Source organism: Sphingomonas sp. GW821-FHT10F11, assembly GCF_058809095.1.
On record NZ_JBXASH010000002.1, the window covers coordinates 741,691 to 756,535 of the forward strand.

At 66.7% G+C, this 14,845-nt stretch carries 15 protein-coding genes; 9 read left to right on the plus strand and 6 right to left on the minus strand.

Translation table 11 applies throughout. From position 1 onward, the window contains the following. Nucleotides 1-242: 242 nt before the first annotated feature. Together AC1RT8_RS09850 and AC1RT8_RS09855 are read right to left on the minus strand one after the other, a co-directional pair. A complete protein-coding gene (locus AC1RT8_RS09850; protein ID WP_493075428.1) occupies nt 243-1,529 on the minus strand; it encodes a M20/M25/M40 family metallo-hydrolase in 1,287 nt (428 codons plus the stop codon). Between the two features lie 146 nt (nt 1,530-1,675). Continuing rightward, nucleotides 1,676-2,131, minus strand: a complete 456-nt coding sequence (locus tag AC1RT8_RS09855; protein WP_372849044.1) for a universal stress protein — start codon at nt 2,129-2,131, stop codon at nt 1,676-1,678. A gap of 141 nt (nt 2,132-2,272) precedes the next feature. On the opposite strand from AC1RT8_RS09855, the gene AC1RT8_RS09860 reads away from it, so the two are divergent. From AC1RT8_RS09860 to AC1RT8_RS09880, 5 genes are read left to right on the plus strand one after another with little or no spacing between them, the layout of a single operon-like run. Then, nucleotides 2,273-3,562 carry a pyruvate dehydrogenase complex dihydrolipoamide acetyltransferase gene (locus AC1RT8_RS09860; RefSeq protein ID WP_493075429.1) on the plus strand — a complete coding sequence of 430 codons (1,290 nt, stop codon included), beginning with the start codon at nt 2,273-2,275 and terminating at the stop codon, nt 3,560-3,562. A 7-nt stretch (nt 3,563-3,569) separates the two neighbouring features. Beyond that, nucleotides 3,570-3,794: a hypothetical protein gene (locus tag AC1RT8_RS09865; RefSeq protein WP_493075430.1), complete on the plus strand. Its 225-nt coding sequence runs from the start codon at nt 3,570-3,572 to the stop codon at nt 3,792-3,794. After that, nucleotides 3,787-4,185 (plus strand): acyl-CoA thioesterase, encoded by a 399-nt coding sequence (locus tag AC1RT8_RS09870; protein ID WP_493075431.1) that lies wholly within the window; start codon nt 3,787-3,789, stop codon nt 4,183-4,185. Before AC1RT8_RS09865 ends, AC1RT8_RS09870 begins: the two co-directional genes overlap by 8 nt. Continuing rightward, nucleotides 4,178-5,572, plus strand: coding sequence for a dihydrolipoyl dehydrogenase (lpdA, locus tag AC1RT8_RS09875; protein WP_493075432.1), 1,395 nt, complete (start codon nt 4,178-4,180; stop codon nt 5,570-5,572). Before AC1RT8_RS09870 ends, lpdA begins: the two co-directional genes overlap by 8 nt. Beyond that, nucleotides 5,572-6,987, plus strand: coding sequence for a hypothetical protein (locus AC1RT8_RS09880; RefSeq protein WP_493075433.1), 1,416 nt, complete (start codon nt 5,572-5,574; stop codon nt 6,985-6,987). Before lpdA ends, AC1RT8_RS09880 begins: the two co-directional genes overlap by 1 nt. A 79-nt stretch (nt 6,988-7,066) precedes the next feature. On the opposite strand, the gene AC1RT8_RS09885 is transcribed toward AC1RT8_RS09880, so the two are convergent. Further along, complete coding sequence (locus AC1RT8_RS09885; protein WP_493075434.1) at nt 7,067-7,651, minus strand: TetR/AcrR family transcriptional regulator; 585 nt, start codon at nt 7,649-7,651, stop codon at nt 7,067-7,069. Between the two features lie 28 nt (nt 7,652-7,679). On the opposite strand from AC1RT8_RS09885, the gene AC1RT8_RS09890 reads away from it, so the two are divergent. Together AC1RT8_RS09890 and AC1RT8_RS09895 are read left to right on the plus strand one after the other, a co-directional pair. Beyond that, the gene (locus AC1RT8_RS09890; protein ID WP_493075435.1) at nt 7,680-8,288 is read left to right on the plus strand and encodes a hypothetical protein; all 609 of its coding nucleotides are present in this window, start codon (nt 7,680-7,682) and stop codon (nt 8,286-8,288) included. 87 nt (nt 8,289-8,375) lie between these two features. Then, complete coding sequence (locus tag AC1RT8_RS09895) at nt 8,376-8,720, plus strand: hypothetical protein (protein WP_493075436.1); 345 nt, start codon at nt 8,376-8,378, stop codon at nt 8,718-8,720. Between the two features lie 4 nt (nt 8,721-8,724). Here the strand turns inward: AC1RT8_RS09895 and AC1RT8_RS09900 are convergent, their stop codons facing one another. After that, on the minus strand, nt 8,725-9,177 hold the full coding sequence (locus tag AC1RT8_RS09900; protein WP_493075437.1) for a GFA family protein: 453 nt from the start codon (nt 9,175-9,177) through the stop codon (nt 8,725-8,727). A gap of 73 nt (nt 9,178-9,250) precedes the next feature. Here AC1RT8_RS09900 and AC1RT8_RS09905 point away from each other — a divergent pair, with 73 nt between their 5' ends. Beyond that, nucleotides 9,251-9,712, plus strand: a complete 462-nt coding sequence (locus AC1RT8_RS09905) for an MAPEG family protein (protein ID WP_493075438.1) — start codon at nt 9,251-9,253, stop codon at nt 9,710-9,712. A 33-nt stretch (nt 9,713-9,745) separates the two neighbouring features. Here the strand turns inward: AC1RT8_RS09905 and AC1RT8_RS09910 are convergent, their stop codons facing one another. Further along, nucleotides 9,746-10,237, minus strand: a complete 492-nt coding sequence (locus tag AC1RT8_RS09910) for a bactofilin family protein (protein ID WP_493075439.1) — start codon at nt 10,235-10,237, stop codon at nt 9,746-9,748. 73 nt (nt 10,238-10,310) lie between these two features. Further along, nucleotides 10,311-11,462 carry an MptA/MptB family glycosyltransferase gene (locus AC1RT8_RS09915; protein WP_493075440.1) on the minus strand — a complete coding sequence of 384 codons (1,152 nt, stop codon included), beginning with the start codon at nt 11,460-11,462 and terminating at the stop codon, nt 10,311-10,313. 138 nt (nt 11,463-11,600) lie between these two features. Here AC1RT8_RS09915 and AC1RT8_RS09920 point away from each other — a divergent pair, with 138 nt between their 5' ends. Further along, nucleotides 11,601-14,795, plus strand: coding sequence for a bifunctional cytochrome P450/NADPH--P450 reductase (locus AC1RT8_RS09920; protein ID WP_493075441.1), 3,195 nt, complete (start codon nt 11,601-11,603; stop codon nt 14,793-14,795). Nucleotides 14,796-14,845 lie beyond the last annotated feature (50 nt).

Sequence of the window (14,845 nt, forward strand, 5' to 3'; positions counted from 1 at the left end):
CCGGTAACCTCCGGCGATGGATGACATGCCAGATCCTGTGACATGGTTGAATCGCCGCCAGCGACAGCGCTGTGGGGACGAGCGGTTGCAGTGTGGGGACGAGCGGCGGGAGATATGGGACACCACCTTGTCCCATATCTTCCGCCGCAGCCTCGGCGAAGGATTCATTTAATATTATTATATATCAGATACTTAATTTGAAACAGACGATACCGAGTAAGGATGGGCGGGACACGCGGGGTTTAGGGCCCAGCGAAGGTGACCAGACTCTCCGCGCCATCCGGCGCCAGAGCTGAGACACCAACGAAATTGTCATCGACCGGCACGCCCTTCAGCACGTCCGTCACCGCCGTCGCCGGAAGATCGACCGCCTTTTGCCAGTCCTGCGCGTCGCTGCGGCGCCAGTGAATGCGATAGCCCGCTGCGCCCTCGACCGGCTGCCATTTGACCGTCGTGTCATAGCCCAGCGCACCCGATATCGTCACATCCGTCGGCGCGGCCGGCGCCGCGGCAAGCCGGCGGATCGTCGCCACGTTGATCGCCGTCACCTTGGCCAGATAGGCGAAGTCCATCTTGTCGGCCGTATCGCCATAGGCGATTCCATTCTCCACCCGGACGTCCTGATGCTGCCCCTTCCAGTTCTCCGCCGCAACGGTGAAGCGGATCGCCGGATAGCCTAGCGCCAGGAACGGGCTATGGTCGCCGCCGCGCCCGAAGCGATCGGGCCGCCGGTCGACGAACACGTCGATTCCACCCTTGATCCTGCCGGCAATCCCATCGACTGCCTTGGCCAGCGCGCGCGAGGGGCCGTCATCCTCGCCGCCATTCTGCCGGCGCTTCTGCAAGGTCGGCAGGTCCTCCGCCGCGCCGATCCCTTCGGAAAACACGCGGACCCGGTCGGCCACCCGCACGCCGCCTTCGCCAATCGTATTGCCGACGATGTCGTTGTTGAGCATCGCGGAGACGACCCAGTTCTTCTGCTTGGCCGTCTCGGCCAGCAGGGTGCCGCCCCACAGCCCCTGCTCCTCGCCCGAGAAGAGCACATAGACGATCGTGGCACGGAATTTCTGCTTCGACAGGATGCGCGCGGCCTCAAGTACCAGCGCGACGCCGGAGCCATTGTCGTTCGCGCCCGGCGCATCGGCGGTCGCGTTCATCGGGTCGGTCACGCGGCTGTCGATATGCGCGCCGATGATGATCACCCGGCGCGGCTCGGTCCCCTCCTGGAAGCCGAGCACATCGACGATCTCCACCCCGTTCGGCGCGCGGGGGCCGGTAAAGGTCCGCGCGATGTTGGCGCTGGTGATGCATCCGCCGCACGCATCCGAGATTCGTGTCAGTTCACCCGCCGCCCAGCGCCGCGCCGCACCGATGCCGCGGGCAGGATCGTCGGTGGAGGAGAGGCTGTGGCGGGTGCCGAAGCTGACGAGCTTCTCGACCGTTGCCTTGAGGCGGGCGGGGTCGGGCACGTCCTGCGCGGCGGCGGGGGTAGCGAGGACCAGGGTGGCGAGGGGGATGAGGCAGTGCATAACGCGATGGTGGCGGGGAGGGCGCTTCGCTTCAACCTCATTCGTCATGCCGGACTTGTTCCGGCATCCATGGTTCCGCGAGCGCCACCGTCGCTGCGAATGCGGAACGATGGACCCCGGAACAAGTCCGGGGTGACGAATGGGGGTTAACTCAACCGATCGATCGCCTCGCGACTCAGCGACCCCGGAATGATCATCAACGGAATCGGCAATGCCCCCGCATCGGCGCCAGCGAAATGCGCCACCATCGGCCCCGGCGGACCGCTCGCGGCAGCGCCAAGCACCAGGGCCGCGATGTCGGCATTCTCGGCGATCATCTCGCGGATGATCTTCGGCCCGTCGCCCTGCCGCACGGTGATCGATGGCCGCAGCCCCGATTCCTCCAGCAGAGTCCCCGCCGCGCCGGCGACCAACGCCTCGGCATGGATTCGCGCCTCGTCCTCGATCGTCGCCTGCACGCCGCCGAACGCGACGAACTCCGCCGGCGCGATCAAGGTGAGGATCTCGACACCGCCGCCGGTCTTCACCGCGCGCCGGGCCGCGAAGCGCAGCGCGATCTCGCTTTCCGGATTCTCGTCGATCACGACCAGATAGATGCGCATGGCTTCCCCTCTGCCGCTAGTTGGCCCGGACCCTGGTTTTGCGCAAGAGCGGCCTGGTTCGGCGCGGCCGGTCTTGACCCCGCCCGCATCGGGCGCGAAGGGAACGGGCCGCTACGGATTCGGTTAGAGGAAAGCCTCCCCATGTCGATCGAGATCAAAATGCCTGCATTGTCGCCCACCATGGAAGAGGGCACGCTGGCGAAGTGGCTCGTGAAGGAAGGCGATATCGTCAAGTCCGGCGACCTGATGGCCGAGATCGAGACCGACAAGGCGACGATGGAATTCGAAGCCGTCGACGAAGGCACGATCGGGAAGATCCTGGTCGCCGAGGGCACCGATAACGTGAAGGTCGGCACCGTGATCGCGACCCTGCTCGCGGAGGGCGAGAGCGCCGACTCGGCGCCCGCCCCCAAGGCAGCCGCGCTGAAGGAAGAGCCCAAGGCGGAAGCCCCGAAGCAGGAAGCTGCGCCCGCTCCAGCCGCGGAGGCGCCCAAGCCCGCCGCGACTCCCGCGCCCGCATCGGACGACCGCGTCAAGGCAAGCCCGCTCGCGCGCCGCATCGCCGCCGAGAAGGGCCTCGAGCTATCGGCGCTCGCCGGCTCCGGCCCGAACGGCCGCATCGTCAAAGCGGATGTCGAGGGCGCCAAGCCCGGCGCCGCGCCCGCCGCTGCCGCGCCCGCGGCTGAAGCCTCCGCTCCGGCCGCCGCTGCTGCACCTGCCAAACCCGCCGCCGTGCCCGACATTCCGCACACCGCGGAAAAGCTGTCGAACATCCGCAAGACGATCGCGCGCCGCCTCACCGAATCCAAGCAGACGGTGCCGCACATCTACCTCACCGTCGATATCCGCCTCGACAAGCTGCTGAAGCTGCGCAGCGAGTTCAACGCGGCACTCGAAGCGCGCGGCGTGAAGCTCTCGGTCAACGACCTGCTGATCAAGGCCCTGGGCGTCAGCCTGATGCAGGTGCCCAAGTGCAACGTCATGTTCACGCCGGATCAGCTCATCACCTTCCAGCGCGCCGACATCTCGGTCGCGGTCTCGACGCCGTCGGGCCTGATCACTCCGATCATCGTCGAGGCCGACACCAAGGGCCTCGCCGCGATCTCCGAGCAGATGAAGGACCTCGCCACCCGCGCCCGCGACAACAAGCTGAAGCCCGAGGAATATCAGGGCGGCACGGCCAGCCTCTCCAACATGGGCATGTTCGGCATCAAGCAGTTCGAGGCGGTGATCAATCCGCCCCAGGGCATGATCATGGCGATCGGCGCGGGTGAGAAGCGCCCCTGGGTCATCGACGACGCGCTTGGCGTCGCGACGATCATGTCGGCGACCGGCAGCTTCGATCACCGCGCGATCGATGGCGCCGACGGCGCGCAGCTGATGCAGGCCTTCAAGGCGCTCGTGGAGAACCCGCTGGGCATGGTGGCGTGAGGGCGGCGTGAAGCGGACTCTCTACGAACTGCTGCACATCGCCGCCGGCGTGGTCGGCACGGCATTGCTTGCCTCGCTCGCGGCCTGGGGTGTGCCCCGCTCGGCGGGCGCGATCTGGGATGTCGCCTATGTCGCGATGGCGGTGGTGGCGTTCATGGGCATCCGGCCGCTCAGGCTCGCCTGGCGCGCCGATCAGGAGGCGAAACACGGCCAGCCCCGCGCCAATGGCTGACGGCCGCCCCGCGACCGAGCCGGTCATCCGCGCGACCGCGATGGCGGCCGATGCGAATCCCTATGGTTTCATCTTCGTCGGCTGGCTGATGGGCCAGATGGCGCTCGCCGCCGGCTCGGTCGCCTCGCGCCGTTGCGGCGGGCACGCGCCGGTCGTCGCGGCGAACGATTTCAGCTTCACCGCACCGGTCATGATCGGCGACGAAGTGTCCTTCCATGCCGAGATCGTGTCGACCGGCACCACGTCGATGACGGTCGCGGTCGATGTCTGGCGGCGCGACCGCCACGGTGAGGGCACTGCGCGCGCGGCACGGGGCACCTATATTCTGGTATCGATGGGCAAGGACGGCAGACCGAGCCCGCTTCTCGCAGGGGAAATTACACGTGGCTGACAGTTTCGACCTCATCATCCTCGGTTCGGGCCCCGGCGGCTATGTCGCCGCGATCCGTGCGGCGCAGCTCGGCCTCAAGACCGCGATCGTCGAGCGCGAACGACTTGGCGGCATCTGCCTCAACTGGGGCTGCATTCCGACCAAAGCACTGCTGCGCACGTCGGAAATCTATCATTATATCAGCCACGCGGCCGATTACGGCCTCAAGGTCGAGAACCCCGGCTACGATCTCACGAAGATCGTCGAGCGCTCGCGCAAGGTCGCGGGCCAGCTCAATGCCGGCGTGAAGGGCCTGATGAAGAAGAACAAGGTGACCGTCTATGAGGGCACCGGCGCCATCACCGCGAAGGGCAAGCTCAGCGTCAAGCAGGGCGACAAGACGAGCGAGCTCGAAGCCAAGCACATCATCATCGCAACCGGCGCCCGCGCCCGCGACCTGCCCTTCGCCAAGGCCGACGGCAAGCGCGTCTGGACCTATCGCCACGCCATGGTGCCGGAAGAGATGCCGACCAAGCTGCTGGTCATCGGCTCGGGCGCGATCGGCGTCGAGTTCGCTAGCTTCTACAACGACATGGGCGCCGAGGTGACCATCGTCGAAATGCTCCCGCGCATCCTCCCGGTCGAGGACGAGGAAGTCTCCGCCTTCATGGAAAAGGCGCTGACCAAGCAGAAGATCAAGATCGTCACCGGCGCCGGCATCGAGGGCCTGACCGCGGGCGCGAACGGGGTGACCGCGAAGATCAAGGGCAAGGACGGCACCGTCACCACCGAGGAATTCAGCCACGCCATCGTCGCGATCGGCATCGTGCCTAACACCGAGGATATCGGGCTCGAGAAGCTCGGCGTGAAGACCGATCGCGGGCATATCGTCACGGACGGCTATGCCCGCACCAATGTCGAGGGCATCTACGCGATCGGCGACGTCACCGGTCCGCCCTGGCTGGCGCACAAGGCGAGCCATGAAGGCGTGGTCTGCGTCGAGGCGATCGCCGGCGAGAAGCCGCATCCGTTCGAGACCTGGAACATCCCGGGCTGCACCTATTCGCGGCCCCAGGTCGCCTCGGTCGGCTTCACCGAGGCCAAGGCGAAGGAAGCCGGGCATGAGGTGAAGGTCGGCAAATTCCCCTTCATCGGCAACGGCAAGGCGATCGCGCTGGGCGAGGCCGAGGGCTTCGTGAAGACGGTGTTCGACGCGAAGACCGGGGAGCTGCTCGGCGCACACATGGTCGGCGCGGAAGTGACCGAGCTGATCCAGGGCTATGTCGTCGCCCGCCAGCTCGAGACGACCGAGGCCGAGTTGATGGAGACGGTGTTCGCCCACCCGACGCTCAGCGAGATGATGCACGAGAGCGTGCTCGGCGCTTATGGGAAGGCGATCCACATCTAGTGAAGACCAGGCCCGCCCGCGCCGCGACGATCGTTGGGGCGGGGGCGGCCCTTCTCTGCCTCGCAGCGCTTGTCCTGTGGTGGCCGGGCGTGGTCGAATATGATTCGGTCGAGCAATACAAGCAGGTCCTGAGCGGGACCTATCTCGACTGGCATCCGCCGGTGATGGCCCGACTCTGGGCGTTGCTGCATTTGCTCGGGCCGGGCGCCGCGCCGATGTTCGTGGTCCAGTTCGCGCTCTACTGGCTCGGTCTCGGCCTGCTCGCGACGGCACTCGCGCGGTCGGGCAGGACGCGGGCGGGTGTGGTGGTGCTTGCCATTGGCGCGCTGCCGCTGTTCGCCGGGTGGCAGGCGGCGGTGCTGAAGGACACCCAGATGCTCGGCGCTATCCTTGCCGCTATGGGGCTGGTCGGGTGGTGGCGCCTGGCGGAGAAGCGCATGCCGATTCCGGCCATCGCAGCGGCCGTCCTGTTGTTGGTTTATGCCGCGCTGGTCCGCGCCAACGCCGTCTTCGCGGTCGTGCCACTGGCGGTGATGCTCGCGCCCTGGCCGGTGCGCCCGTGGCAACGCGGCCTCGCTGTCATCGCCGGCATCCTCACGGTGCTGGTGGTGATGCCGCCGATCAACCATGGCCTGTTGGGCGCTGGCGAGACCAAGGTCACCCGCACCCTCCCGATCTTCGATCTGGCCGGCATCGCGCATTTCTCCGGGACCGCCAATGGCCTTTCGCCCCCGGAACGCGCCTTGATAGCACGCCGCCATTGCTACCAGCCCTATTTCTGGGACCCGCTCGGTGACGACAGTCGCTGCGGCAGCATCGCCGAGCGGCTCGATCTGATCCCCGCCCGGACTCTCGTCACCCTATGGCTTGGGGCGGCCATCCACCACCCCATCGCCTATCTCGAACACCGCCTTGTGCATTTGAACTCGACCGTTCGCCTGCTCGTGCCCCTTGGCAGGCCGGATGCCGAGCCACCCCGAAGATCCGAACCGAACGATCTCGGCCTCGTGTCTCCGGGCCTCGCCGCCTCGGCCGTCGCGCGGGCAGGGGGCTGGCTGGTCGAGACGCCGCTCGGCTGGCCGATCGCCTGGATCGTCGTCGCCGCGACCGGCCTGCTGGTCGCGCTCGGCCGGCCGAAGAGTCCGCCCCGCGATCTCGCGCTGGCGCTCGCCGTCTCGGCGCTGACGCTCGAGGCGAGCTTCGCGGCGGTCAGCATCGCTTCCGATCTGCGCTATCATCTGTGGCCGATGATGGCGACGGCCTTGATGACGGTGCTGCTGGTCGGAGAACGGCCCCTACCGCGCCGGGCGATGATCCTGAGTGGGGCGATCATGGTCGCGGTCGTCGGTGCGGGCACCGCCGCAAGGCTGTCGCTCCCGCGCAGCCCTGGCACCTATCAGGGCATGCTGGGCTGAAAGCGCGACTCCAATAAAAGCCGCTTCCCCGGCGAAGGCCGGGTCCAGTCGGTGGGAAAAGCGGCCGGGCCGATGACAGTCAGCCTGGTGTCCGCGCCAACAACCCCAGCGCCAGCCTTCGATACGCGGCCCTGACCGCGGCACTCGTCACCGCGGGATCGTCGGACGCCGCGATCTGCAGCACGCCCTGCCGGAACGCACCCGACAAAAGGTGCGCGAGCGCCGGCACCATCTCGCGTTCGATCAGCCCGGCATCGGCTACATGATGCAGCGCATGCTCGCCGAGTTCGATCCGCAGCCGGCTCTGCATTGCGATCCAGGCGCTCATCCCAAGTACCGCCGGCCCGTCGATCAGCAGCAATTGCCGCGCCTCGCGACCTTCATAGGCGTCGAACAGGATGCCGCTGCCCGTCACGATCTCGTCGACGCTGTGGTCGACATGGTCCATCGTGCCCCTGGTCACATGGCCGACGATCTCGTCGATCACCGCCTGGCAGGCGGCGCGGAACAGGTCGCGTTTGTCCTTGAACTGATAATAGACCGCGCCCTTGGTCAGCCCGGCGCGCGCGGCGATTTCGTCCACCGACACTGCCGCATAGCCGCGCTCGGCAAACAAGGCGCGCGCCGCGCCCACCAGTTTCTCACGATTGGCCGTTGACTCCATACTCCCGGTATGTTGTCATACTGTCGGTATGACAAGACCCGCATTCTCTCCGCCGATCGCCATCGGCTTCGCCGCGTTGCTGGCGCTCGCCATCGTGGCGGGCGCCTTTCTGGCGCATGGCGGGTGGACCTACGAGGGTGCGGCCGCCGCGGCCCGGCTGACGGCGCGCGCGTCCTTCCTGTGGTTCGTCGCCGCCTGGTCGGCCTCGGCGCTGGCGCGGCTATGGCCGGGCGGCTGGCGGACGGCGCTGCTTCGGCGCCGGCGCTCGGTGGGGCTTGGCTTCGCGGCGACTCACACGGTGCATCTCGCCGCCCTGCTCACCGCGATCTTCGTCTTCGGCCATGGTACGAAGATGGTGACCGTCATCGGCGGCGGGATCGGCTATCTGTTCGTCTTCGCCATGGCGATCACCTCGAACGACGCCTCGGTCCGCCGGCTCGGCCCGCGCCGCTGGTACCTGCTCCACGCGACCGGCGGCTATGTCATTGCCGGGATCTTCGCCTTTTCCTATCTCGGTCGCGTTCCGACCAATCCGGTGCTGGGCGTGCCGCCGCTGTCGCTGCTCGGCCTTGCCGCGCTGCTCCGCATTCTTGCCTGGGCGCGTCGAAGCCGACCGCGCAACGCCGTTCGGGCCTAGAGGCCGCCAAGGCGTTACGATATCAGGCAAAGGCGGAGCCGATGCGATCTCCGCACGTTGACGATGTTTCCGAAAAGAAGGGACGCGATGCCCCATCCCAGCTCGATCGTTACCTGCGCGGGGCCGGACAGCCCCCACGCGTTCGACATCGTCCCGCTTCAGCCCCGCAACGGCACGCTCGATGCGTTGTGTCCGGTCTGCAAGGGCCATGGACAATGGAACGTCGAGATCGATCTTGTGAGCTTCCGCTGCAAGCGCGCGATCTGCGATCATTGCCATGGCGCCGGCTGGGTGGAGACGGGGGAGGACCCAGTCGCCCTTCCCGATATCGAGATGACGCCGGAAGGCTATCCGAAATGGACCACCCGTTTCGCCCCGGGAGAAGATGTCACTGTGCAGGATTCCGGGGAAGCCCGCCTGATCGGGCCCTGACCGGCTATCCGGCGCGCGCGAATTCGGCGAGCAGAGTCGGATAGTCCGCCATTTCCGGGAACGCCTCATAGCTGTGCTTTGCCGACGTGGCCGCCCAGGGGAAGGCCTCGCTGCGATAGGTCTCGACGAACGGCGCGAACCAGCTTGCATCGTCGAGCATCGTGGCCCGCACATTGACCAAACCCAGTTCGGGAAGGCGGGTGAACACCCAGCTCTTGCACCAGTCGCAATGGTGGTGGCGGGCCTGGTCGCCGTGCAGCCCGCCGATCACCGGTTCGCCCTGGATCACCTCGAACCCGTCGCCCGGCACCGCGACGCTCAGCGAATAGGCGCTGGCGCTCATCTTCTGGCAGCCGGTGCAGTGGCACGCCATGGTCAGCATCGGCGGCGCGTTGATGCGGAAGCGCAGCTTCCCGCAGCGGCATCCGCCTTCCATCGGCAGGGTCATCTCGGCCATCATCGCTCTCCCGTTCATGCTCGACTCCGCCGTCCTGCCACGAGCACAATCGCTAAAACAGGGGGAGAAAGTGATGCCGTTTGCAATTCTCTGGCCGACCTTCGCGCTGGTCGCGCTGATCGTCATCGTGTGGTTCTGGCTGTTCCTGGAGCGGATGCGCCATATCAGGAGCAAGCCGCCGACCGCGGAGGACTTCGCCAGCGGCGAAGCGGCGCTCCGCTATTTTCAGCCGGTCGAGATGCCCGCGAACAATTTCCGTAACCTGTTCGAGATGCCGGTGCTCTATTTCGCCATCGTGCCGCTGCTGCTGATCACGCACCAGGCGAATCAGGTGCAGGTGGCGCTGGCCTGGGCGTTCGTGCTGCTGCGGGTTCTCCACAGCTTTATCCACATCGTGGTGCGCAAGGTTCAGCTACGCGCGCCGGTCTATTGGCTGGGCAGTGCGGCACTGATGGCGATGTGGATCGGCTTCGCGGTCGACATCGCGGGCGCGTCGGTCCGTTACCAGGACGCGATGGGCAATATCGGCATGTGAGCGAGGGCGGCCCGTGAGCCGCCCCCGAAAGAATCAGGCGGCTTCGCCGTTCGAGCTGACCAGGCTGATGTCCGGTGCCGAGGCCGGTGCGCTGCGTTCGAAATTGCGGGCGCCGGCGTCGGCGGCGATATGCTTCAGGCGGCCGTCGATCGACGCGCCATTCTCGATCGCGATCGTCTCATATTCGACGTCGCCGGTGATCCGCGCTGCGCGCTCGATGGTGAGCTGACGCACCGAGACCGATCCTTCGATCGATCCGGCGAGGCGGGCGACATCGGCCTTGACCGACCCGTTGATGCGGCTTTCCGTACCCTGCACGATGCTGCCGCAATTCACGTCGCCATCGACACGGCCGTCGATATGCAGGTCGGCCGTCGCGGTGACGTTGCCGGTGATGGTCACGTCGGGGCCGAGCACCGAGAACATGCCACGCTTCCCCGCGGCGGTAGGCTGGGGTGCGGGTGCCGGCGGCAGCGAGATACCCAGATCGCGGCTACCCTTGTTGCTGTTGTTGAACATCGACATTGAATCCCCGGTTACGGTCTGCGAATCGGTTAGATAACTACCATAAGTTACGGTTTCGCCGCAGCTTCGATCGTTAAATCGCCCGTGCCATAAGGGGATTGTCGTTAACGGCCGGTTTGAGCAGTGGAATGGCCAGCTTGACGGTCGCGACGATCATCGCGACCGCACCCAAAGTGACGAAGCCGGTGAGGCCGGTGAGATAACCGAGCAATGCCAGGGTCGACCCAGCCTGCACCAGGATCGCGATGGTCTGGCTCGGCCTGTCGCGGCACACCAGCGCCAGGCACAGCGCCAGCACATCGGCCAGGAAGAAATAGCGTTCGTGCATCCGCGGCAGCAACCCGGCGGTGACGAGCGTTGCCAGCAGCGCGGCCGACAGCAGCGCCCGGTTGTCGAGCGTCTGGGCCGAGAAGCGCGCGATATAGGCGGCGGTGCCGCCGATCGCGGCGGCGGTGGCGAGGCCGATCAGCGGCAATCCCAGCGGCAGTGCCTGCAGGATCGCCCAGATGTTCGGCGCGTTGAATGACAGCAGCTGGAACGTGTCCGCCTGGCGGAGATAGATGGTGGCGAGATCGGCGGCCGGCCAGCCCGCCGCCCAGGCCGGCACCATTGTCGCGACGGTGACCGCGGGCGCGATCGGCCAGAGCCACAACGGCACCCGGCGCTTGATGAGCAGCGCGAGGAAGAAGGGAGCGATCAGCACGGCCTGTGCCTTGAACGCCACCGCCAGACCGAACCAGGCGAGCATCGGTGCGTGCCGTCGATCGAGCGCGGCGGCGACGCCCATGACGCACGGCGCCGCCCACATCGCGTCGCACTGGCCGAGCAGGGTCGCGTTGAGCAGGAGGCTGGGCATCACGAAGACCAGCGCGGTGGCGTGGATTGGCTGCGGCGCGTCGAACCGGGTCAGCAGATGGCGGACGGCAAAAGCAAGAACCAGGGTTCCCGCGACCGAGAGCAATTTGATCAGCGTGATCGCCGGCAACACGCCCGAAAACAGGCTGAGCGTCGCCAGCAGATAGAGATAGGCGGGGGCATAATTGGAAAAAGGCTGCTCGAACGACGCGACCGGACCGGTGGCGACGATATGGTCGAACCACGGAAGCAGATAGGCCGGCATGTCAGTGGTGACGAGCGGCATCGTCACCCACGCCATCACCAGCGCGACGCCGAGCGTCACGGGGATCGACGGCAGGGGCGAGACAGGCTTGCGAACCATCATCATGCCGCCGCCTTGCCCCAGCGGGTGTTGAGACCGCGTTAAGGACGACTGGATCGGCTGCTTCCCCGGTTGCGCCCGGGCGCCGCCTGTGTTCCACTGCGATCAACGACAAGCCCCGGCACATGGGGGAAAGGTGGGAGGATGGCGACAGCTGCGGTCGAGCGGCCGGTGATTCCGTCGCCACCGGGCTTGCCCGTCGTCGGGCACCTCCACCAGATTGCGCGCGCCGGGCTGATCGGCCATCTCCTCGCCGTCAGCCGCGATTTCCCCGAGGGCATCTTCAAGCTGAAATTCGGCAGCCGGATCGGGTTGTTCGTCACCGCGCCCGATCTCGTCGCCGAGCTGTGCGACGAGACCCGGTTCCGCAAGATGCCCGGGCCGGGCCTGCGCGTGGTGCGCAAATTCGCCGGCGACGGCCTGTTCACCGCGTTCAGCGAGGAGCCGAACTGGGGCAAGGCGCACCGCATCCTGCTCCCCGCCTTCAGCCAGCGCGCCATGCGCGGCTATTTCGACATGATGCTCGAGGTGGCGGACCAGCTCGTCGGCAAATGGTCGCGGCTCTCGGGTACCGACGTGCTCGTCGCCGACGACATGACGCGCTTCACGCTCGATTCGATCGCGGTCGCGGGCTTCGGCCACCGGTTCAACAGCTTCGAGAAGGAGGAGCTGGACAGTTTTCTCGAAGCGCTCGGCCGCGCGCTGGGCGAATCGCTCAACATGATCACCCGGCTGCCGATCCAGCAGCGCTTCGCGAAGAAGGCGATGCGCCAATATGAGGCCGACATCGCCGAGATGAACGCCCTGGTCGACGGCATTATCGCCGAACGGCGCCTCCATCCGAACGACGGGAAGGATCTGCTCAACCTGATGCTGAGCGCGGTCGACCCGGAGACGGGGGAGGGCCTGGACGACATCAATATCCGCTATCAGGTGCTGACCTTCCTGATCGCCGGGCACGAGACGACTTCGGGCCTGCTCACCTTCTCGCAGCATCTGCTGCTCCGTCACCCGCATGTGCTGGCCCAGGCTTATGCCGAGGTCGACCGCGTCCTGCCCGGCGATAAGCGCCCCGATTACACCGATGTGGTGAAGCTGGAGGTGGTCGAGCGCATCCTGAAGGAAGCGATGCGTCTCTGGCCGACAGCGCCTGCCTTCAGTGTCGCACCGTTCGAGGACACGGTGATCGGCGGCAAATGGTCGATGCGGAAGGACCGGCCGATCAACGTCTTCTCGCCCGGCCTGCACCGTGATCCCGGCGTGTGGGCCGATCCGGAAGAGTTCGACATCGACCGCTGGCTGCCCGAGGCCGAAGCCGCGCGGCATCCGCATGCCTATAAGCCCTTCGGCAATGGCGAGCGGGCCTGTATCGGCCGTCAGTTCGCCATGGTCGAGGCGAAGCTGGCGCTGGCGATGCTGCTCCAGAAGTTCGCGATCAGCGATCCGCATTCCTACAAGCTGCGGATCAAGGAGACGCTCTCGATCAAGCCGGACGAATTCTACATGCGCGTCCGGCTCCGCGCACCGCACGAACGGCTGAGCGTCGCGCCCGTCGAGGAGCGGGTGGAGGAGACGCCCGTGGCGTCGGTGTCGGGTACCGGCCAGCGCTTCGCCGTGCTCTACGGCTCAAGCCTCGGCACCGCGCGCGACATCGCCGAGGAGATCGCCGAACGCGCCAATCTCGATGGGTTCGAGACGATCGTTCGCTCGATGGACGAGAGCTTCAAGGGCGGCGCGGCGCCCGAGGACAAGGTGATCGTCATCGTCACCGCGACCTATAACGGCCGCGCGCCCGATACCGCGCTGGCGGTGGAGAAGGCGCTCGATACCGGCGCGTTCGAAGGCGCCGACTGGACGGGCGCGCGCTTCGCGGTGCTCGGCATCGGCAACAGCCAATGGCCCAATTACCAGATCTTCCCCAAGCGCATCGACGCCGCGATCGAGGCGACCGGCGCGACCCGCTTGCTGCCCCGCGCCGAGGCGGACGGGCAGGGTGATTTCGACGGCGCCGTTGCCGGTTTCGTGCGCGATCTGTGGAAGGCGCTGGGCAGCGACGCGGCGCCCAGCGAATCCGTCTCGACTCTGTCGCTCCAGCCGATCGACACGTCGGCCGCCCGCGCCGCCGCGCTGCCCGAGCATGCCCAGCAACTCGAGATCTTCGGCAATGACGAGATGATCCGGCCGGCCGACGGGCTATGGGATTTTGCGAAGGAGCCGCCGCGCCCCTCGACCCGCTTCATCCGTATCCGCCTGCCGCAAGGCCAGCACTATCACACCGGCGATCACATCGCGGTCTATGCCCACAACCGCCCCGATCTGGTCGCGCGTGCCATCGACCGGCTCGGCCTGAAGGGTTCGACCCAACTGCGCGTGGATGGGCAGGGCGGCCGTTTTCGCCACTTGCCGCTCGGCCAGACGGTGACGGTGCGGCAGCTTCTGACCGATTTCGTCGAGCTGTCCGACCCGCTGCCGAAGCGCGCGTTGGCGGTGATCGCCGCCCAGACCCGTTGTCCGAACACGAAGCGCGAACTGGCCCGGCTGGAAGAGGTGTTCGATGCCGAGGTCGGCAGCAAACGCCTCAGCTTGCTCGACCTGCTCGACCAGCACCCCGCCGCCGAATTGTCGCTCGATTCCATGGTCGAGCTGTCGGCGGCAATCTCCCCGCGTTTCTATTCGATCGCGTCGAGCCCATTGGTCTCGCCCGATGTCGCGGAGCTGATCGTCGGCACCATGGCGGCGCCCGCCTGGTCGGGCCTTGGCGAGCATCGCGGTTTCGCCTCGGGCTATATGCAGGGCGTCGCGCCGGGCGATCAGGTGTTCGGCTATGTCCGCCGCCCGAATCCACCCTTTGCGCCGACCGCCGATCCCAGCGTGCCGATGATCCTGATCGGCCCCGGCACTGGCTTCGCCCCCTTGCGCGGTTTCATCCAGGAGCGCGCCGCGCAGAAGGCGGCGGGCGAGGATGTCGCGACCAGCCTGCTCTTCTTCGGTTGCCGCCATCCCGACCATGACTGGTTCTGCCGCGACGAGATCGAGGGCTGGGCAAGGAATGGGGTGATCGATCCGTATCTCGCCTTCTCCGCCGTCGAGAGCCACCCATGGAAATTCGTGCAGGACGCGCTCTGGGCCGAGCAGGACCGCGTCTGGGCAGCGCTTAGCGCCGGCGCCCAGATCTTCCTGTGCGGCGACGGCCGTTTCATGGCGCCGGCGGTGCGTGACACGCTGATCCGCATCCAGATGCAGCAGGCCGGCGACGAGCATGCGCAGGGGTCGGAATGGCTCGAGGAACTGATCGAGGACGGACGCTTCCATCAGGACGTGTTCGGCTTCGGCAAATAGAATTCCTCCCCGGCACGGGGAGGGGGACCATTCGCTTCTTCAGCGAATGG